Below are 20,356 nucleotides of genomic sequence, written 5' to 3'. Positions count from 1 at the left end.
CTTCAGTATAATCTTAGGTATACTTCTATCAAGTATATATCTAGAGATTTTTTCCAATGTTAAATGAATTTAGATCACAGCTAAGCAAATTTTTAAAAGATAAACAAATTATTGAAAATGAATTATTGCGTTATGCATATTCTACAGATGCTAGCCTATATAGGATGGTGCCGAAACTAGTAATATTTGTTAAAACAGAAGTAGAAGTCGTAGAGATAATTAAATTAGCAAATCAATATAATGTTAAGCTAACATTTAGGGCGGCTGGAACTAGTCTTTCTGGTCAAGCGGTTACTGATGAAGTACTTGTGGTTTTATCTTCTGATGCTTGGCTTAATTATCAGGTTTTTGATAATGGTAATAAGATTAAGCTTGAACCGAGCATAATAGGGGAGAATGCTAACAAATATCTCAAGATATACAATCGTAAAATTGGGCCTGATCCTGGCTCAATTAATAGTGCTAAGGTCGGTGGTATTATTGCAAATAATGCTAGTGGGATGTGTTGTGGTACAGCAAAAAATTCTTATGCCACTTTAGATTCAATGCGAGTTGTGTTTGCCGATGGTCAGGTGCTAGATACATCTGATTCTGCTAGTATTACGAGTTTTAAAGAGAATAATGAGAATTTCATAAATTCAATATTAGCTATTCATAGTCAGATAAAGAGTGATGAAGATTTGATTGCTTTTCTTAAAAAGAAATTTTCAATCAAGAATACTAGTGGATATAGTCTGAATGCTTTTTTAGATTTTGATGATCCAATAAAAATTATAGAAAGATTAATCATTGGTTCTGAAGGTACTCTTGGTTTTGTTAGTAATGTGACATTAAATACTGTTGCTGACCATAAATTTAAGGCCTTGAATTTAATATATGGAAGCCTTGATGAGCTAGTGCGACTGACTACAGAGCTTGAGCCATATACCCCTTCATCTGTTGAATTACTTGACTACCTATCATTGAAATCAGTAGCAGATGTAGTGGAATTACAGCCCTTTTTGATAAACCTTGAAAGTTCTGATATTGCTGCGATTATGGTTGAAGTATCTGAGGATAGTCAAGATAGCTTGGATAATAAACTTGATATAATAAATCAAAGTATTGAGCAGGCAAATATTCTTCATCAAGTCGGCTTTAGGCAAGATGAGCGAGAGATTCAAACCATTTGGAAAGCTCGGAAAGGTGTCTTGCCTACAATTGCTGGGCAAAGGCCAAACGGCAGTACTGTGCTTATTGAGGATGTAGCAGTAAATATTGCTGATTTACCAGGCTTGATAACAGATGTTAAACAGCTATTTATCAAATACAATTATTCCAATGCTGCAATATTTGGTCACGTTTTGGCTGGGAATATTCATTTCGTTCTTACTCCTGATTTTAATGATGAGAAACAGTTAATTGAATATGATGAATTTATGCAAGAAATTACTTCTTTAGTTGCAGAGAAGTATAATGGTTCACTTAAGGCAGAGCATGGAAGTGGACGAAATATCTCACCATTTGCGATAGTGGAATGGGGTGATAAATGTTTGAATATTATGTGGCGCATTAAAAAGCTTTTTGATCCTAAAAATACTCTTAACCCTGATGTTAAACTTACTAAAGATAAGAGTCTGCATATTAAGAATCTCAAAGAATTAAATAGTGTTGATGAGAAAGTAGATCAATGTATGGAATGCGGCTTTTGTGAGCCTGTTTGTCCATCAAGAAACTTAAGTTTGACTCCGAGACAAAGAAACTCTGTTGCTCGTAAGATTCAGACTCTAAACGGTAATCAAAAACAACAATGGCTTAAAGACTATGATTACTATGGTATACAAACATGTGCTACTACAAGTTTATGCAAAACTCGTTGTCCAGTTGATATTGATACTGGTGATTTTATTCTTAGTCAGAAAAAGCTGCAAAACAAGCTAGTTAATCATGACAAAGAAATAACTAAAGCGAAACAAAAAGTTAAATTGGGGAACTTGGCTGCTAATTTTATAGGAAAGAAGAATCTTCAAGGTATGACTAAGCTACTACATAATAACTTCAAATCTATACCTGTATATTTGGAAACTATGCCAAAAGTACAATCCTCAAGCTTTATAGACTCTAATAGAGAAAATACAAAGCCAAAAGTATTATTGTTACCAGCTTGTCCAAATAGAATTTTCGCCAGTAGTAAAAAATATACAAAGTATCCAAGTCAACTAATATTAGAAAAGCTGGGTTTTGAAGTTAATTATCCACAGAATTTGAATAATCAATGTTGTGGACAGATGTATCACTCACAGGCGAATAATACTCAGCAATATGCATCTCAAGATTTATTGGAGCAGAGTATAGATTATACTCAGTATGACTATGTGGTTACTGATAATAGTTCCTGTGCTAATTTTGCTAAAGATCAAAATTTGGATATTATAAATATTAACAGTCTAATTATAGATAAATTAGATAACATCAAATTAACAAAAAAGTATAATAAAATAGCTTTGCATATTGATTGTTCTACTCGTAAACAAAATATTGATAATAGTTATGTAAATGCACTAAAAAAATGTGGTACATCAGTAGTTGTTCCTGAGCAAATATACTGTTGCGGGTTTGCAGGAGATAAGGGTTTTACAACTCCTGAGCTAAATGCTACAAGTTTAGAATCTCTTAAGCCGCAAATTAAAGACTGTGAGGTTGGAGTTAGTTTTAATCGCAGCTGTCAGATAGGACTTTCATATCATGGAGAATTGGAATACATATCATTTACAGAATTGTTGCTAGAGTGTTTAGATTAAATAGCTATTTAAGTTGGTTAAAAATATCCTGTGATACTTTATCAACAGCTTGATCGCCATCTATTTTTATGTATTTTGGCGTTTTTGTATTTGCAGATGAGAAGTTTCTATAAAAATCAATTAGCTTAGACGTTTGAGCATGGTACACAGAGAGTCTTTCTTTAACTGTATCTTCATTATCATCAGTACGGGTTATCAGATCTTCTCCTGTAACGTCATCTTTGCCTTCAACTTTAGGGGGATTAAATTTAGTGTGATATGTTCTACCAGATGCAGGATGAACTCTTCTACCTGTTATTCTTTCTATTAATAGACTATCAGCAACATCAACTTCAACTATATAGTCTATATTTACACCCAATCTGTCTAGTTCTTCTGCTTGAGTTATTGTTCTAGGTACTCCATCTAGTAAAAAACCATTTTTACAGTCGTCTTTAGAAATTCTGTCTTTAACAATCTGGATGATAAATTCATCTGAAACTAACTGTCCGGCATCGAGCACTTTTTTTAGTTCTTGACCAATATTACTTCCTGATTTAATTGTCTCTCTAATCATATCTCCTGTAGATATATGAGCGATACTATATTTGTCTTCGATTATTTTTGCTTGAGTCCCTTTGCCAGCTCCAGGGGCACCTAAAAGTATTATACGCATAGTTAATTTAGCCTTAACGTTTTAAAACTATAGTTTACTTAATGTGGATTTAATTATAAAATAAACAAACTTATATATCTAGAAATAGAGTATCTAATTTTTGGCTACAGTTTTTTATAAGAAATTTTATGATATCGTTATTACTTGAGAAAAGACGCAAAAAAGCTCAAAGAACAGTTTTGGGTGTTGAATATGATAGGTGTTCACTTGCTAGTGTGAAGCTTGACAGAAAAGGCGATAGCTACGCGCTAGTTAGCTGTGATAGTGATATTTTTACGTCTGAAGCATATTTTGAAGGTGAGTTAACATCGGAATACGTTGGTAGCGTTATTGCGGAAATAATAAAAAGGAATAAACTTGGTCGTTTTACTAAACTAGGTTTTGCTAGTTATAATGAAATTGATGTTACAAAAGAAGAAATTTCTTGTGATAAAAGAGCACTAGAGATAATCAAAAAAGAAGGTGTACTTTTTTATATAGCTGAATACTTTTTGAAGAAGCGTTTTCCAGAGAGTTATGCTGATATTGCATATGACTATTACGATCAATTGGAAAGTAATGGTACGTTAATAGTCTATTATATATCTGATAATGAAAAGATGAAAAAGTTATATAATATTGCTAATAAAGCAAAGAGAGCCTTGTCTGCATGTGTTTTAGATAAACTTGCGATTAGTGATTTTGTTTCAAATCTTTATCTTAATGAAATATCTAAGTATGCAAATGATAGTATATTTTTAGGCTTATATTCAGATAAATTATCTATTTATAGCTTTTCTCCTCAAGGCGAATTAAAAAGTTATGAATCTGTTAAAATTTTTGATGAAAATATTAGTGATATAGCTTATGTTGATGAAGTTATCCAGCTGCTATTAAGGTTTATGGATTTTATGTCTTTGGATCTTAGTGAAAGTAATTTTGACAGTTTTGATGAAGTTCAAGATAATAATGTATACATATATGGAATTAAGCAAAATTTTGAAAGTATCTTTGAGTCAATAAAAGATTTATCTCAAAAAAATTGTAAAATACTTGATCCATTTGTAAATATTGATTCCCAGAGTTTTGGGAGCATAGAGCAGCCATATAGATATGTTATGTCAGTGGCGATTGCTATGAAGGAGGCTTTGTAGTAATGAAAGATCTTAATTTTGTGCGTGGCCGTTGGCGCCAAAAGCAGCTTACTTACATAGGTGTTGATCTAGCATTTATGGTATTGGTAGCTTTTATATCAATGTTTATTCTTTCGATAATATTTTCGTGGTCTAGTGATGAAGATATAAAGGTAGAGAGATATATCCAGACTCAAATTAGTAAGCTCAATAAAAATGTAGCAGAATACTCAGACGTAAAAAATCAAAGAGATAAACTGTTAGATGTATCATCTGACTTGGCAAATATTAAAGCTAACCAGTATTATATATTACTCGGTATAGAGAAGATTTCTAGAGCGATTACTGATCAGTTATATATTACCAATATTAATTATGTATCAAATACTGATATCATTGTTATTACAGGCGATGTTAGAGATTTGAAATTACTTTCAATTTTCATGAAAAACTTAGAAATAGAGTTTAGAGTTAAAAAAGTGGAACTTAAAAATCTAGGATCAGAAAAAAATGGTCAAAGAAGCTTCTCTCTAGAGTTTAAGTTTGGTGAAGGTAATGCGTTTAAAGGGGAGAGTGTGAAATGGTAGATAAAATTAGAAAATTTCTTTTATCTAACAAGTACTCTGTAATTGTTATTGATACTCCTCTGAAAATTAAACTACCTGTGTTGATAGTAACTTTTGTTCTATTTGTTTTTATATTTTATGGTATATTGGTAAGCCCAATTATATCAAAGGCAAATCAAAGAGAAAGCCATATAAAATCTATGGAATCTCAAATACCTAGATTAATTAAGAAAGAGAAAGACTTAAACGCACTTAAAGAGCAAGTTAAGGTGTTAGAAAAACATAATATTGAAGAAAGATTTAGTATTCCCGAGCGTCATTCTGTACCTATTTTTTTATCTGCATTAAATGAAGCTATTCGTAGTTCTGGTATTACAATTATTGATCTTTCACCTGCAGGAGTCGAAAAAAATAAATATTTAGATTTATACGCTCTTGATTTTAAAGCTAAATTAGTTGGTGATTTTCCCCAGTTAATTAAGCTCTTTGTTGCTCTAATTGATATGAAAGATATAGCGGTTATTACAAATATAAACATTAAAAAAGAGTCTGATACTAAAATAGTTACCGAACTAAATTTACAGACCTATTCACGTCAAGGAGTAGGAGCGTAAATTAAATGATTAGACATCAAAGATTAAAATTTCTAAGTTTTGTATTATTACTGAGTAGCTATGGCAGTTGCTATGCTAATTATGAAACTAGAATAAACCAAGTTAATGAGCTTATTCAAAATAGGACTAAAACTATGAAGAGTACCGAAAAGCTTGACATCCCTGAATATAAAGGGGATACATTAACCTTTGAAAGATTATCAAAGATACGTAATGTTTTTAATGTTGATCATGCACTCCCTTTTGAGAAGAAAGTTCCAATTAAAGGTATTGAACAAAAACAACAGGTTGTTAAGTTGAAGCCTATAATTGTTCCGGAAGAGCTTAAAGAGATTATGAATACTAAACCTACAGGTTTACAACAATGTCCTTTAAACTCTTTTAAATTTAAAGGAGTTGTTCTTCAAAATAAGCAAAAATGGGGTGTAATAGAGAGTTCAATGGAAACTAAGCCAATATATGTTAAGCAAGGCGAATTAATTGGACAAAACTATGGAAAAGTCAAAGATATTACCAAAGAGGGTATTGTAGTTGACGAATGGAAAAAGAATAATGAAAAAAGAGTTTGGCAAAAAACTCCAGTTGTTATACATTAGGATGAATTAATGTTTTTTAGAAAAAATAAATTATTAGCTATTTTGACCGTGATTGGAGGGTTCTTGGGTTGTGAAGTATCATTTGCTGACCCAAAAGAGGCTAACCAAACAGCTGTAAACCAGCTTCAAGAAACTAAGCAACCAGAAACAAAAATAGTTGGAAGAGATGAAAATAAAACTACTAACTATAATAAACATATAAAAGATTTAGAATTTCATCGAAGCTTGAATGGTAGTGCTGTTTTTGATGTGGCTTTTGAAGAAAATATTAGTAATTTTGCTGGATATAAAACTAAATTATCACAGGATGGATATACTCTTACGATAACTTTTGATGATACAACTATTTCTGATAAATGGGTCAGTAATATTGATACTAAAGTATTTAACACGATAGTAGACTCTATTAAGATTCTTAAAGATAATGGTAATGTTATTTTTATAATACACTCATTAGATAGAATAGCTTTAAGCGATTTTAAAGAGGGTAATACTTTTAAATTTAAGATAGATAGACGTAACAGTCGGGTTGAAGGCTTTAATGTTAATGAGCCTATATCTATATCCTTCAAAGATACTCCTGTGCAGACTGTTTTACAGGTTTTATCAGAGTTTGCTGGGTTAAACTTGGTTGTAAGTAGTAGTGTGCGTGGAAACATGTCCATAGACCTTAAGAATGTTCCGTGGAACGAGGTTATGAATATTGTCCTTGTTAGCAAAGGTCTTGCTACTAAGAAAATGAGTAGTATTTTGTATGTTGCGACTGCTGCTGAAATTGCTGCTCAGGAGCAATTAGAGCTACAAACAAAAAGGTCACTAGAGAATAATGCCACATTGGTAACAGAGTTTATTCCTCTAAACTATACCACAGCACAAGCAGCTCAAACTGTTATCACGTCTATGGCAAAACAGAATGGTGGAATTATGTCACCACGAGGTAGTATAACTTCAGATGCTCGTACAAATACTCTTATAGTAACAGATACAGAAGAAAAAATTCCGCGTATTAAAGAAGTTGTGAATGAAATTGATATACCTAATGATCAGGTGCTAATAGAGGCAAGAATTGTCGAGGTTACTAGAACAAGTGGATTAGAGCTTGGTTTTAACTATAGTGTTAAGCATGAGCCATATGTTAACCTAGGGCTTAATACTTTTGGCTCTAATACGAATTCTGATGAACAAAATGTTGTAGCTAGTACTGCAAAACTAATGTATACCTTAGCAGGAGGTCTTCAACTAGAAATGGAAATTAGGGCTTTGGAGAATGAATCTTTGGCTAATGAGGTATCATCTCCACATTTGGTTGTCGCAAATAATGAAACTGCATTTATTAAAGATGGTACAGATGTACCGTATCAGCAGGCTACTGCATCAGGTGCTGCATCAGTAGCATTCCAAGAGGCTGTGTTAGAGCTACAAGTTACACCTCAGATTGCACCAGACGGTAATATTGTAATGGAAGTGCTTGTAACGAAAAACAGTGTTGGAGCATCTTCAGGTAAAACTTCGACTGGTGAAGATTTGCCACCGCTTATTAAAAAACGAGAAGTAACTACAAAAGTTATGGTTAAAGATAGTGATACAGTTGTAATTGGCGGTATCTATACCAAAACTCAAACAGAGACTCGCAATAAGATACCATTTTTAGGTGATATCCCATATCTAGGTTATTTATTTAGCTATACTAAGATAGATGATAAAGATGCTGAACTTTTAATTTTCATCACTCCTAAGATTATTGAGTCACGAGTCCAAAAATGATAGTAGATAATAGTTGCAATAGTATTAATATTTAGGTATCTTATAGCCTATAATTTTTTATGTACAAGGGGTGATTAGTAACAAACTATCACAGTGTGTAATCAACTTATAATTTTGAGTCAAAAATGATAAGAACAAAAAATATTTTCTTAATTGGTCCAGTTGGTGCTGGAAAATCTACTATTGGTAAGCAATTAGCAAAACAGTTAAAATTAGAGTTTATAGATTCTGATGATACAATAGAAAAAAAATGTGGCGTTGATATTAATTGGATCTTTGACCTGGAGGGTGAAGAAGGTTTTAGGCAGCGCGAAAGAGATGTTATCGCTGAAATTTTAGCGGAAAAACAAAATATAGTATTGGCTACAGGTGGTGGTGCTATCCTAGATTCTGATACTAGATCATTACTATCATCACGTGGCAAAGTTGTCTATCTTGAGGCGACTATTGAGCAACAACTTGAGAGAACCGCTAAAGATACAAAGAGGCCTCTTCTGAGAGTCGATGATAAAAGACCTGTGTTAGAACAGTTAATGGCTGAGAGAGAGCCTTTGTATAGAAGTATTGCTGATGTTGTGGTTGAGACAAATGGTGCAACGGTTAAAAATATAGTTAATAAAATATCTACATTCCTAGTTGAAGAAACAATTCTGTGATTAGTAAATTATTAGTTAGTCCCACATCTAGTGCAGCTTATGATATTTTAGTAGATTCCTCGCTAGATTTTTCCCATATTTTCCCATGGATAGAAAACAAACAGATTTTGGTCGTTACGAACACTACCGTAGCTGATTTGTATCTCAGTATGTTTTTAGACTCAGTACCTAATGAGTTAAACATCAAAACATGTATACTTGAAGATGGGGAACAATATAAGTCGCAACAGAGCTTGGATAAGATTTTGTCATGTTTGTTGCAGAATCAGTATACACGTAACTCTACCGTTTTAGTAGCATTAGGAGGAGGTGTTGTTGGTGATATCACGGGATTTGCAGCTGCGATATATCAGCGAGGAGTAGATTTTATTCAAATACCGACTACATTATTATCACAAGTGGATTCTTCTGTTGGTGGTAAGACAGCGATAAATCATTCTCTAGGCAAAAATATGATAGGAGCTTTTTATCAACCAAAGCTTGTATATACATCTGTACAGTTTTATCAAACTTTACCCCAAAGAGAATATATATCTGGTATGGCTGAAGTTGTTAAGTATGCTTTTATATCTAGAGATTTTTATATTTGGCTTGACTCAAATAAAGAAAAAATCTTAGCTAAAGATACTTCTACTTTGATTGAGATGGTAAAAAGAAGCTGCCATATTAAATCGGAAGTCGTAGCTGAAGATGAAAAAGAAACTACAGGAGCTAGAGCTATACTTAATTTTGGCCATACTTTTGGTCATGCTATTGAGAAGTGTCAAAAGTATTTGGGGCTAAAGCATGGCGAAGCTGTCGGTGTTGGGATGGCACAAGCTATAGACTTTTCTTGCTATCTAGGGATGATATCAGAACAACAAGCAAAAGACTTTAAAAAATTTATAGTTAGCTTTGATATTTCTATTGATTTCCCTAGAGATATTTGTCAAAAAGAGTTTTTAGATGCAATGCTTTTGGATAAGAAAAATAGTAATAAAGAGTTAAAATTTATTCTTATAAAAGACATTGGCAATTTAGCTTTGCAAAAACAGTCTAAAAGAGACTTAGAATTATTCTTAATAAACTCTAATAGAAAATAAGTAGTTACTTTGGTAATATATTTTTATAAGTCACTTTTAATATGTTATGTAATATGAAAGGTAAAATTTTAGTAACAGGATTGATGTTTTTATCACTTTTAGGCGTTTCTTATGCAAGCTATGGTGTTTTAGATGATCAAGGTAAGGTTATAACTAATTGTGCTGATTTAGAAATAGAAAAAGATAATCAAGATAGGTTTTCAAGAGCTGTTTTTTCAAGGTGTAACAACAAAGAAGTGTTTTCCTATACTGGAAATTTTAGATATATCGATAGGTAGTATTGATTTTCTTAATTTTAATCGAAGCAAAGTAGTTATTTGAAACTAGCTATACTGATGATTTAATTTTTATTTTCTATTAGATTTTTAGTAGCTTTTTTTAGTTCTTTTCTATAGTAGTCTAGATTTTTTGAAGACTCATCTTTCAAATCTTTAATTTGTTGAGTCAAAAAAGTAATTTGACTTTCTAGACTTTCTTTCAAGTCAGATATGCGTTGTTTAGATTGTTCTTGAACAAGATCGCAATATGACCTAGCATCCTTAGCTAATCTTTCTGCAGTCTCACGACGGATACTTTCCTTTACTAATGCAGAATATAGTTTTTTGATTTTGATTTCTTCATCAGGTTCATTAAGTAGTGTTGACCACTCATCTGAAATATTGCTAAATAAATCCAGTTCGTCAATATCTTGAAGTATTTTTGTAACATTTTGACTGATAGCCATTAAATTTAAATCCTTTTAGTATTTTTTTGTTTGAATAAACTTATTTTAGATAGGTAATAAATGCTATGAATAAACCTAAAATTATAGAGCAAATAATACCGGAATGTTTAGCTAAATAAAAGAGTATTTTTTGAAATAATTCCTTTAACGATATTGGTTGTGTTAAGTGTATAGTATAAACTAGTGTAATCCTTATATTTAATAAGCTCGTCTATCATGAAAATAAAAAATGATCTTATATTCAATTCAGTTGAAAAAATAAAATACTCTGCACGTAGAGGGATGCTTGAACTTGATATAATCTTAGCGCCATATTTAAATAATTGTTATATGCAAGAAGATCTTACTGGTAAGAAACTTTTTGTTGAGTTTTTGGCTAGTGAAGATAATGATATGTTTGATTGGTTATTTAAAGGGGTAACTCCACCTAATAAATATAAAGAGCTTGTTGATAAAATTATTCAAGAGAAAAAGAAGTTTAATAAAAATATACTAAAGTAAATATAAGAGGAAACTATATGAATAACTTATTAAATCATTCAAGTGAGCATCCTATTTCAAGTGAAATAATGAACATCTCTAAATATTGGTTAGTAGAAGAAAAAGAAGCTGTAACTAAACTTGTTGAAAAAGCTCACATGACAAGTGTCCAGAAAGCTCAAGTAAGAGAAAGAGCATATAGCCTAGTAGAAAAAGTTAGAAAAAATAGATTAAAAAAATCTGGTATCGATGCTTTTATGATTGAGTACGATTTATCGTCTGAAGAGGGCATAGTTCTAATGTGTTTAGCTGAGGCATTATTAAGAGTTCCAGATAAATATACTATTGATTTGTTAATAAAAGATAAGCTCACAAGCGCTGCTTGGAAAAATCATGTTGGTAGAGAAAAGCATTTGTTTGTCAATGCTGCTACTTGGAGCTTGATGCTAACGGGTAAAATACTAAAAAATCCTCATGGAGCATATCGAAAAGTATTTCAAAATTTACTAAAAAAATCGAGTGAACCCGTAATTCGTCAGGCTATGAAGCAAGCGATGAAAATAGTTGGTAAGCAATACGTACTTGGTGAAACTATTGAAGAAGCATTAAAAGTATCAGAGGTGAAAGTCGCTAGAGGCTATAGCTACTCCTATGATATGTTAGGTGAAGCAGCGATGACAATGGCTGATGCTGACTACTACTATGAACAATATATACATGCTATTAATGAATTAGCTAAATATGCTACAAATAAAGAAATTAAAAAGAATCCAGGTATATCCATAAAACTATCTGCTTTGCATCCACGCTATGAGGTTGCTAAACACCAAAGAGTTCATCAGGAGTTATATCCAAAACTTCTAAAGCTTACTCAATTAGCTAAACAGTATAATGTTGGCATGAATATTGATGCAGAAGAAACTGAGAGGTTACAAATATCTTTGGAGCTAGTAGAGAGATTAGCTCATGAGCCATCTCTAGATGGATTTGATGGAATTGGTATAGTTGTTCAGGCTTATCAAAAAAGAGCTCCTTACGTACTAGACTACTTAGCTAATCTTGCTAAGAAAACAAATAGAAGATTTATGATTCGTCTTGTAAAAGGTGCATATTGGGATGCTGAAATCAAACATGCTCAAGAGCAAGGTTTAGATGGCTATCCGGTATTTACACGTAAATATCATACAGATGTTTCTTATCAGGCATGTGTAGAACAACTTTTTGAAAACCATCAATATATTTACCCTCAATTTGCTACGCACAATGCGCAAACTGTAGCTGTAGTTATGGAGTTAGCTAATGGTAATAAAGATTTTGAATTTCAATGTCTACACGGTATGGGAGATCCTCTATATGATAATATCGTAGGTAAAGAGGGATATGAGGAGATTCCTTGTAGAATATACGCGCCTGTTGGAGGCCATAAGCATTTACTTGCATATTTAGTTAGAAGATTATTAGAAAATGGTGCTAATAGTTCATTTGTAAATAGAATCGTTGATGAAAATTTACCTATTGAAGAGCTAATAGAGGATCCAGTTAAAAAAGCTATAGATTATGGCTGTGGTCAGCATCCTAATATACCTTATCCTAAAGATATAGTAGCTCCTAGGTTAAATTCTCAAGGTTACAATACAAATGACTTTGCTGAACTTGCTAGTATGTATAAAAATATTGAGAAATATACTCATAAAAATACATACAAAGCAAAACCAATAGTCTCTAATGTTGATATTGACAAAACAACTGCTGAAGAGGTTATAAACCCTAATACTGGAAATACAATAGGGTCTGTTATCAATGCTGATGCCAAAATGGCTAAAAGAGCATTGAAAAATGCTCAGAGTGCCTTTGAAGATTGGAACAGTACTCCTGCATCCCAAAGAGCAGAAATCTTAGAGAAATTCGCAGATCTATTAGAGAAAAATACTAATGAATTTATCGCTATAGCTATGATTGAAGCGGGTAAAACTTTATCAAATGCAATTGATGAAGTTAGAGAAGCTGTAGATTTTTGTCGCTATTATGCAGCTCAAGCTCGTAAAGAATTTAATGGACCTATTAATTTACCAGCGTTATCTGATCATTTGAAACAGATTGAGTTTACAGGTAGAGGAGCTATGGTATGTATTAGTCCTTGGAATTTCCCATTAGCAATTTTTTTAGGTCAGATAACCGCTGTATTAGCTGCTGGTAATACAGTAGTTGCTAAGCCAGCTGAGCAGACTCCAATCATTGCCTATAAAGCTGTTAAATTACTATTCAAGGCAGGTCTTCCTAAAGGGGTGTTGCAGTTTACTCCTGGAGATGGAGCAACTGTTGGTAGTGCTTTGGTTCAAAGTCCTGTGTGTAAAGGTGTAATATTTACAGGTTCAACTGAGGTCGCTGGAATTATAAACCAAACGTTAGCATCAAAATCTAGTGAGATAGTACCGTTTATAGCAGAAACAGGTGGACAAAATGCTTTAATTGTTGATTCATCTTCACTTCCTGAGCAGGTTACTGCTGATGTTATACGTTCTGCTTTTGATAGTGCCGGCCAACGATGTTCAGCATTACGTATATTATGCTTACAGGAAGATATAGCAGATAATTATATCAAAATGATTGTTGGTGCTATGAAAGAACTTAAAATAGGTGATTCAAAATATATCGATACAGATGTTGGACCTGTAATAGACAAAGAAGCAGCTGATAATCTAAATGCGTATATAGAAGAGAAGAAAAAACAATTTAAACTTGTGTACCAAGCTCAATCAAATGAGGATACTCAAAAAGGCACATTTGTAATGCCTACTGCATTTGAAATAGAGAAACTATCTGACCTTGGTAGGGAACAGTTTGGTCCGATTCTTCATATCCTTAGGTTTAAAGCTAATGAGCTTAATAAACTTGTAAAAGATATTAATTCTACTGGATATGGTCTGACTGCTGGTGTCCATAGTAGGATTAATGAAGTTATGAACTATGTCAAAAATAATATTAAAGCTGGTAATGTCTATGTCAATAGGAATATTGTTGGTGCTGTTGTAGGTGTTCAGCCTTTCGGTGGACAAGGTAAGTCTGGTACTGGTCCAAAAGCAGGTGGTCCTTATTATATGCATCGTTTGGCAAATGAGAAGCTATCAGGTGTTGGAGCAGTAGAAGAGATTTATAATCCTGAAAAAATTTCTAACGATGAAAAAGCCACAAATAAACTAATAAAAGATAAGTACAGTATTAGTAGTATTGTGGCTGGTGAGAGAGCCAAAAAGGATAAATATATCGATTTAAAATCGGCTGATGGCAAGAATATTGGTAAAAAACATATTGCTTCTGTAAGTACTGTAGATAAAGCTATAGAAATCGCCAATGCAGAAGCAGATATTTGGAATCATATAAATGCTGAAGACAGAGCTGTAATTATTGAGAAATTCTTAGATTTATTAGAAAAAGAACGTTATCTAGTAGCATCATGCTTGGTCGCAGAGTCAAATATATCTGTAGAAGATGCTCATATTCAGATTGATAAAACTATACAGCAGGTAGCATACTACTGTTTACAGGCTAAAAAAGAATTTGCTCATCCTGAACTACTGCCTGGACCAACAGGTGAAATTGATGAGCTAAGCTTGAAAGGTCGCGGTGTAGTAATTAGTATGTGTTCAAGCTGTGACATGTTAATAAGATTTGTTGGTCAATCTACAGCAGCACTATTAGCTGGTAATACTGTAGTTACAAAGCCGGCATATACAGGCAACCTTACAGCTTATAATATTGTTAAGTTAATGCTTAAAGCAGGAGTTAACCCTAAAGTTATCCATCTAATCTTATCTGATGATGAGGAGATTATTTCAGCATTACTCTTTAATAGTAAGGTAGCTTTAGTAGCTTTTTCTGGAAGTATTTCTTCTGTTAAACAGATTCATCAGGCTTTAGCGTTACGTAGAGGAGCAATTATCCCGTTTGTTGCTGAGAGTGTTGCTAAAGATGGTAAGTGTACTAGCTTGGCAATAGAAACAGCATCACCTCTATATTTGCGCAGGTTTGTTGTAGAAAAAACAGTTAGTGTTGACACTACAGCATCTGGTGGTAATGCCTCTTTAATGAGTCTAGAAGAATAAAAAATATTGTAAACTCATATTCTTGATGATAATTTAAAAGTTACGTTGTTAAATTTTTTTGTCAGTTAATGATCGAAAACTATCAAATAATCATAGCTTAAAAATATGAAAAATATTTTTTTGTCTAGTTTTAAATTAATTATAAGGAATGAATATGAGTGATAATGTATCTGTAAAAAAGATGTCGTTGTTTAGTGCCGTTTTAATCGGTACTACTTGTATGGTCGGCTCAGGTTGGCTATTTAGTGCACAGCTTACAGCTAAAAATGCTGGTAACTGGGCGTTCTTAGCATGGATCTTAGCAGCATTAATTGTTGTGATGATTGCGCTATGTCTTGGTAAAGTTGTATCTCTGTATCCAGTAAGAGGAGCTACTACTAGATCGAGCGCGATATCTCATAATAGTATTTTTGCAATGCCATTTGCTTTTGCAAACTGGTTTGGTATTGTTGTAGTTATTTCATCTGAAGCATTAGCAACTACTCAGTATCTATCTGGTGTTAAGTCTATGCAATGGTTAATGAGTGATGGCGTTTTGACTACAGCTGGTATGACTTTCGCATTAGCTGTATTATTTATATATCTAGTAATTAATTTTTATGGTGTAAAACTACTAGCTAGAGTTAATAATGCTATAACAGTTTTTAAAATGGCGGTTCCATTTATAATTGTCATTATATTTATAGCTTATGCACTTATGCATAGTTCTGATCATGTAAGTATGTTCTCAGATGATATCCCTAATAATTCCCAGTTTGGATTTAGCTCAGCATTAACAGCTATTGTTGCAGGTGGCTTAATATATACTTTCAATGGCTTTCAAACTGTAGTTGCTTATGCTAGTGAAGTTAAGAATCCTGGTAGAAATATCCCATTAGCTATTATTCTAGCGCTACTAATAGTTCTGACTTTATATCTAGGCTTACAATATGCATTCATGCAAGCGGTACCACATCAATATCTTTTAGAAAAAGGTGGTTGGGCTGGTTTAGATTTTGATTCACCATTATTACAGCTAGCGACATTATTAGGACTTGGATATATATCATTTTTGCTTATAGTTGATAGTGTTGTTAGTCCATCTGCTACAGGTTATACATATTTAGGTGCATCTTCGAGAATGCTATATGCAATGTCCTCAGAAGGGCAGATGCCTAGATACTTTGCTAAGATTACTCCAGTTGTAAATATTTCGCGTAGATCTCTTCTTGCAAACTTTATATTATCAGTTATATTTCTGTTTTTCTCAGACAACTGGACAGGTTTAATGTTGGTTGTGACAGGCTTTCATATTATTGGGTATATGGCAGCACCTGTGAGTATGGGAGCTTTAGCACCACGTACTAGATTATTTGGTTTAGTTGTATTTGTAGTTTTGACATTACTACTTAATACTGTAGAGATTCAAACACAAATTAATATGAGTGCTATACTCGTGGTTCTAATAACTATATATGCAAGTCTTGAGTTTAGAAGAATTGGAGTTAAGAACCTTCTGATGCTTATATTACCATTTATAATTTTTGTTTGTTTGACTACACCTATCACAAACTATTTTGCTGATGCAGTCGTTGGTATTGTCTTCTATTGGTTTGTTACTGATAAGCGTTATGTAGCATTTTGTAGATCTACAGCAAATGAGAAGAATATTATTGTCGATTAATGCTTTTTAGCTATAGTCTTTAAACTTTTATCTATCTATAATACATCTCTAATATTATCAATTTATTTTGAGTAATGAAAAATGCAAAATGGATTTTAATAATCCTTTGTTTAGGTTATTTTATAGACTTTTATGATTTAACGGTGTTTAGTGTTTCTTATGTTGATCTTCTAAAAAAACAATTTGGAATTTTTGATTCTACTAAAATTCAACAAACTTATTACTTGATAAATAATATTCAAATGGTTGGTATCTTAGTCGGTGCAATCCTCTTTGGTATCTTGGCTGATAAGTTTGGGCGTATTACTGTTATAAAATATAGTATTTTGCTTTATTCTTTGACTACTTTATTGTGTATATTTGTGAATAATATTTACATTTTTATGCTGCTAAGATTTTTAGCATACTTGGCTCTAGCGAGTGAGTTTGCTGTATCTAGTGTCTTGATAGTAGAATTCTTTCCGCCCCGATTAGCCGCTTGGGGAATGAGTCTTTTGTATATTTTAGGTGTAATGGGTGGAGTCGTTGCTACACTTTTTGGTGTTTTTTCTTACAAAGCGATGTTCGTTTTCGGTGGATTTGCTGGTTTGGGTATATACGCATTTCGAAGAGTGTTAGAAGAGTCCCCACACTTTATAGAGTTGTATAAATCTGATAAATTTAAAAATGCGGGAAGTATTAGTTTTCTTATCAGAAATTATAATAAACCGCTGATTCTTAATTTTCTAATTACGCTACCTTACTTCTTTGTGATAACTGTAATGTTTGCATTGGTGAAATTCATCGCTAATGATATAGATTTTGCAAGTTTAGTTAAGCTGTTTCTATTTGGATTTTTTGCAGGAAATATTATTAGTAGTATTCTTAGCGGAATATATAACCAATATTTTAAATCACCGAGTTTATTTTTTGTAATAAATATAGTTATATTTCTGGTGAGTATCTTTGCGTATAAATATGTATCTAGTGATTTTATATTTTTCTATGGAATACTTATTGGGCTTATTGGTGGTGGTTATAACATTATGTGGGCACAATATGCAGCAACTGAGTTTCCGACAGAAGTTCGTTCATTAGCTACTAATATGATATTTGCATTAGGTAGGACTAGTAGTATTTTCTTTGGGATTATTTTTGCTTATTGGATTACTAATGAAAGTACATTTAGGATGAATATAAATATCTTAGCTGTATTAGTAGCTATTATGGTTTTACTAATAATTATGTTTTATAAAAGAGAGAAGATATTAAATAAATAGAGATTAATATTTATGAGTAACAAGATTTTATTTGGGATTACTGGTAGTGTATCAGCTTTTAAGACTATAAATTTGATAAGACTTTTTATTAAAAGTGGTGTTGAGTGTAGAGCTATAGTCACTAAAGGAGCACAGCAGTTTATAAAGCCTGAACTTTTAGTTGCTTTAGGCTGTAATGTCTACACTGATGAATCTTTGAACATGTGTGAATATAGTCAAAGTATGGCTCATATCAATTTATCACGTTGGGCTGATAAGATATTTATAGTCCCGGCCTCAGCAAATACTATTGCAAAATTAGCTCATGGTTTAGCTGATGATTTATTAAGTCAAACAATATTAGCTAATGGTGATAATTGTAAAGTATATATAGCTCCTGCCATGAATGTAAATATGTGGCAAAATCAACTAACTCAGATGAATATTACAAAGCTTCAGAATATAGGATTTAATTTGATTGCTCCAGATCAGGGTGTTCAAGCTTGTGGAGATATAGGTAGTGGCAGATTACATGAGCCTGAAGTTTTATTTGAGTTATTGAATGTTGCTCAAGATTTCAAAGCTAAAAGAGTAGTGATAACCGTAGGAGCAACTGTAGAAGATATCGATGGTGTTAGATACCTATCAAATTACAGCTCTGGTAAGATGGGTTTTGCATTGGTAAGAGAGTTACTTGCAAGAGGAGCAAATGTAGTAATATTAAAAGCAAAAACGACAATAAGTTTTGATATTAAACATTCTAACTTAGAAATCATTGATACCAAAAGTGCTGATGAGATGAATCAGGCAATGCTCGAGAAAGCTAAAGATAGTGATATTTTCATTGGTTGTGCTGCAGTAGCTGACTATAAGATCAAAAATAAATTTACTAATAAGATTAAAAAAACTGATGAAACTTTAACTTTAGAATTTATTAAAAATCCTGATGTTTTAGCAAATTGTAAAAAGTCATATCCAAATATTTTTGCTATAGGATTTGCGGCTGAGTCTGAAAATATAGTTGAATATGCTCGATCTAAGCTTGTCAAAAAAAATCTAAATATGATAGTTGCTAATTCAACCGAAGTATTTGGTAATGATAATTCAAGTGTAACAATCTTATCTGAAAATAATTTAAAAGAGTATAATAATATATCAAAATCACAAGTTGCAAAATTGATATTAGACTATGCTAAAAGTATCTACTAAAAGAATTAAAATCGCACAAAACTTCCTAAATGTAATTTCATTAGAAAATGATAATATCCAATTAGAACTATTAGATATTGGAGCTACTGTATATTCTCTTAGAACTAGAGATAACAATGGTAAGTTTGAAAATATAATCTTACAGTATGCAGATATAGAAAATTATTTTAATAATCCATCATATTATGGTGCTAGTATCGGTAGGGTAGCTGGGAGGATCAAAGATGGTGAGTTTATCTTAAATAATAAAAAGTATAGTGTTAGTAAAAATGAGAAATCTATTAATACTCTTCATGGAAGTTTTAATAATATCTCTCATCAGCGATTTAATTATACAATTAATCAAAATAAAGTTAAATTTAGTCGTATTCAAAAATCATCAGATGATGGTTTTCCAGCAGATGTACAGATTGGTATAACTTATGAATTACAAGAAAATTCACTAATAATCTATTTTGAAGCTATAGCTAATGAAGATACATTACTAAATCTCACAAATCACAATTACTATAATTTATCTGGAGATTTTAAAGCTACTATAGAAAATCATAAACTACAAGTATCTGCAAAGAGAGTAGTAATAACTGATACAAACAGTATACCTAAGGAAATTATAAAAATTCCTTATGAAATGGATTTTAGTCAAGAATCAGTTATTGCAGATAAATTAGAAACTAATTTTGAATATTTTAGTGGTGGTGGGATAGATCATTGTTATATTGTTGATGGGGCTATTAAATTGACAGATGAGATCAGTGGACGAAAGCTTGTAGTAACAAGTTCTTATCCAGCTACGCAGATATATACTACTAATTTTCCTGATGGTTTGAAGTTATCAAATGGTTTAAATTCACAGAAATTTCATGCAATATGTTTTGAGCCACAGTTTGTACCAGTAATTGGTGAAAACTATGATAATTCAGATATCAAACTCAAGAAAGGGAAGCAATATAAACAGTTCATTAAACTTGAGTTTTGCACTGGCTAGAATTTGTTTAAATTATAAATACGATTTAACAAATTCAGCAATTTTTTTACGTTTTTAGTATGTTATAAGTGTTAGATTTTGTTGCTATTAGGAATTGTAGTTTTATATAGTAAGGAATTGAACTAT

Annotated in this window: 17 protein-coding genes; 15 read left to right on the top strand and 2 right to left on the bottom strand. The window is 32.1% G+C overall.

Going from position 1 to position 20,356, the window contains the following annotated elements; translation table 11 throughout:
- The first annotated feature begins 56 nt into the window (after window positions 1-56).
- Complete coding sequence (locus tag F3D59_RS07155; RefSeq protein ID WP_150464338.1) at window positions 57-2,780, top strand: FAD-binding and (Fe-S)-binding domain-containing protein; 2,724 nt, start codon at window positions 57-59, stop codon at window positions 2,778-2,780.
- A gap of 4 nt (window positions 2,781-2,784) precedes the next feature.
- On the opposite strand, the gene adk is transcribed toward F3D59_RS07155, so the two are convergent.
- Window positions 2,785-3,435, bottom strand: coding sequence for an adenylate kinase (gene adk, locus F3D59_RS07150; protein WP_146422063.1), 651 nt, complete (start codon window positions 3,433-3,435; stop codon window positions 2,785-2,787).
- Window positions 3,436-3,563: 128 nt separating this feature from the next.
- On the opposite strand from adk, the gene F3D59_RS07145 reads away from it, so the two are divergent.
- The 8 genes from F3D59_RS07145 to F3D59_RS07110 all read left to right on the top strand — a co-directional run bounded on the left by F3D59_RS07145 (window position 3,564) and on the right by F3D59_RS07110 (window position 10,103).
- Entirely contained in the window at window positions 3,564-4,568 is a 1,005-nt protein-coding gene (locus F3D59_RS07145) for a type IV pili (RefSeq protein ID WP_150464337.1), read from the top strand.
- A 2-nt stretch (window positions 4,569-4,570) separates the two neighbouring features.
- The gene (locus F3D59_RS07140) at window positions 4,571-5,134 is read left to right on the top strand and encodes a PilN domain-containing protein (protein ID WP_150464336.1); all 564 of its coding nucleotides are present in this window, start codon (window positions 4,571-4,573) and stop codon (window positions 5,132-5,134) included.
- Window positions 5,128-5,727, top strand: coding sequence for a type 4a pilus biogenesis protein PilO (locus tag F3D59_RS07135; protein ID WP_150464335.1), 600 nt, complete (start codon window positions 5,128-5,130; stop codon window positions 5,725-5,727). Before F3D59_RS07140 ends, F3D59_RS07135 begins: the two co-directional genes overlap by 7 nt.
- Before the next feature lie 5 nt (window positions 5,728-5,732).
- Window positions 5,733-6,323: a pilus assembly protein PilP gene (locus F3D59_RS07130; protein WP_150464334.1), complete on the top strand. Its 591-nt coding sequence runs from the start codon at window positions 5,733-5,735 to the stop codon at window positions 6,321-6,323.
- 9 nt (window positions 6,324-6,332) lie between these two features.
- Entirely contained in the window at window positions 6,333-8,087 is a 1,755-nt protein-coding gene (locus tag F3D59_RS07125; protein WP_146422068.1) for a type IV pilus secretin PilQ, read from the top strand.
- Between the two features lie 125 nt (window positions 8,088-8,212).
- On the top strand, window positions 8,213-8,743 hold the full coding sequence (gene aroK, locus F3D59_RS07120) for a shikimate kinase AroK (RefSeq protein WP_013922997.1): 531 nt from the start codon (window positions 8,213-8,215) through the stop codon (window positions 8,741-8,743).
- Window positions 8,740-9,825 (top strand): 3-dehydroquinate synthase, encoded by a 1,086-nt coding sequence (aroB, locus tag F3D59_RS07115; RefSeq protein WP_150464333.1) that lies wholly within the window; start codon window positions 8,740-8,742, stop codon window positions 9,823-9,825. Before aroK ends, aroB begins: the two co-directional genes overlap by 4 nt.
- Window positions 9,826-9,878: 53 nt before the next feature.
- On the top strand, window positions 9,879-10,103 hold the full coding sequence (locus tag F3D59_RS07110; protein ID WP_041263936.1) for a hypothetical protein: 225 nt from the start codon (window positions 9,879-9,881) through the stop codon (window positions 10,101-10,103).
- Window positions 10,104-10,165: 62 nt separating this feature from the next.
- On the opposite strand, the gene F3D59_RS07105 is transcribed toward F3D59_RS07110, so the two are convergent.
- Window positions 10,166-10,549 (bottom strand): hypothetical protein, encoded by a 384-nt coding sequence (locus F3D59_RS07105; protein ID WP_013923000.1) that lies wholly within the window; start codon window positions 10,547-10,549, stop codon window positions 10,166-10,168.
- 216 nt (window positions 10,550-10,765) lie between these two features.
- Between F3D59_RS07105 and F3D59_RS07100 the strand changes: the two genes are divergently transcribed.
- The 6 genes from F3D59_RS07100 to F3D59_RS07075 all read left to right on the top strand — a co-directional run bounded on the left by F3D59_RS07100 (window position 10,766) and on the right by F3D59_RS07075 (window position 20,230).
- Entirely contained in the window at window positions 10,766-11,050 is a 285-nt protein-coding gene (locus tag F3D59_RS07100; protein ID WP_013923001.1) for a succinate dehydrogenase assembly factor 2, read from the top strand.
- A gap of 17 nt (window positions 11,051-11,067) precedes the next feature.
- On the top strand, window positions 11,068-15,132 hold the full coding sequence (putA, locus tag F3D59_RS07095; protein ID WP_150464332.1) for a bifunctional proline dehydrogenase/L-glutamate gamma-semialdehyde dehydrogenase PutA: 4,065 nt from the start codon (window positions 11,068-11,070) through the stop codon (window positions 15,130-15,132).
- 154 nt (window positions 15,133-15,286) lie between these two features.
- Window positions 15,287-16,795: an APC family permease gene (locus F3D59_RS07090; protein ID WP_150464331.1), complete on the top strand. Its 1,509-nt coding sequence runs from the start codon at window positions 15,287-15,289 to the stop codon at window positions 16,793-16,795.
- 74 nt (window positions 16,796-16,869) lie between these two features.
- The gene (locus F3D59_RS07085) at window positions 16,870-18,054 is read left to right on the top strand and encodes an MFS transporter (RefSeq protein WP_150464330.1); all 1,185 of its coding nucleotides are present in this window, start codon (window positions 16,870-16,872) and stop codon (window positions 18,052-18,054) included.
- A 12-nt stretch (window positions 18,055-18,066) separates the two neighbouring features.
- A complete protein-coding gene (coaBC, locus tag F3D59_RS07080; protein WP_150464329.1) occupies window positions 18,067-19,242 on the top strand; it encodes a bifunctional phosphopantothenoylcysteine decarboxylase/phosphopantothenate--cysteine ligase CoaBC in 1,176 nt (391 codons plus the stop codon).
- On the top strand, window positions 19,223-20,230 hold the full coding sequence (locus F3D59_RS07075) for an aldose epimerase family protein (RefSeq protein WP_150464328.1): 1,008 nt from the start codon (window positions 19,223-19,225) through the stop codon (window positions 20,228-20,230). Before coaBC ends, F3D59_RS07075 begins: the two co-directional genes overlap by 20 nt.
- Window positions 20,231-20,356: the final 126 nt, after the last annotated feature.

Source organism: Francisella sp. XLW-1, assembly GCF_008711455.1.
Lineage (GTDB): Bacteria > Pseudomonadota > Gammaproteobacteria > Francisellales > Francisellaceae > Francisella > Francisella salimarina.
Note: the sequence above shows the minus strand (reverse complement) of the source record. Positions and strands in the feature narration are given on the sequence as shown.

Coding starts and splice junctions, on each gene's coding strand:
- F3D59_RS07155 (WP_150464338.1), top strand. CDS start 57: ATGTTAAATGAATTTAGATCACAGCTAAGCAAATTTTTAAAAGATAAA.
- adk (WP_146422063.1), bottom strand. CDS start 3,435: ATGCGTATAATACTTTTAGGTGCCCCTGGAGCTGGCAAAGGGACTCAA.
- F3D59_RS07145 (WP_150464337.1), top strand. CDS start 3,564: ATGATATCGTTATTACTTGAGAAAAGACGCAAAAAAGCTCAAAGAACA.
- F3D59_RS07140 (WP_150464336.1), top strand. CDS start 4,571: ATGAAAGATCTTAATTTTGTGCGTGGCCGTTGGCGCCAAAAGCAGCTT.
- F3D59_RS07135 (WP_150464335.1), top strand. CDS start 5,128: ATGGTAGATAAAATTAGAAAATTTCTTTTATCTAACAAGTACTCTGTA.
- F3D59_RS07130 (WP_150464334.1), top strand. CDS start 5,733: ATGATTAGACATCAAAGATTAAAATTTCTAAGTTTTGTATTATTACTG.
- F3D59_RS07125 (WP_146422068.1), top strand. CDS start 6,333: ATGTTTTTTAGAAAAAATAAATTATTAGCTATTTTGACCGTGATTGGA.
- aroK (WP_013922997.1), top strand. CDS start 8,213: ATGATAAGAACAAAAAATATTTTCTTAATTGGTCCAGTTGGTGCTGGA.
- F3D59_RS07110 (WP_041263936.1), top strand. CDS start 9,879: ATGAAAGGTAAAATTTTAGTAACAGGATTGATGTTTTTATCACTTTTA.
- F3D59_RS07105 (WP_013923000.1), bottom strand. CDS start 10,549: ATGGCTATCAGTCAAAATGTTACAAAAATACTTCAAGATATTGACGAA.
- F3D59_RS07100 (WP_013923001.1), top strand. CDS start 10,766: ATGAAAATAAAAAATGATCTTATATTCAATTCAGTTGAAAAAATAAAA.
- putA (WP_150464332.1), top strand. CDS start 11,068: ATGAATAACTTATTAAATCATTCAAGTGAGCATCCTATTTCAAGTGAA.
- F3D59_RS07090 (WP_150464331.1), top strand. CDS start 15,287: ATGAGTGATAATGTATCTGTAAAAAAGATGTCGTTGTTTAGTGCCGTT.
- F3D59_RS07085 (WP_150464330.1), top strand. CDS start 16,870: ATGAAAAATGCAAAATGGATTTTAATAATCCTTTGTTTAGGTTATTTT.
- coaBC (WP_150464329.1), top strand. CDS start 18,067: ATGAGTAACAAGATTTTATTTGGGATTACTGGTAGTGTATCAGCTTTT.
- F3D59_RS07075 (WP_150464328.1), top strand. CDS start 19,223: ATGCTAAAAGTATCTACTAAAAGAATTAAAATCGCACAAAACTTCCTA.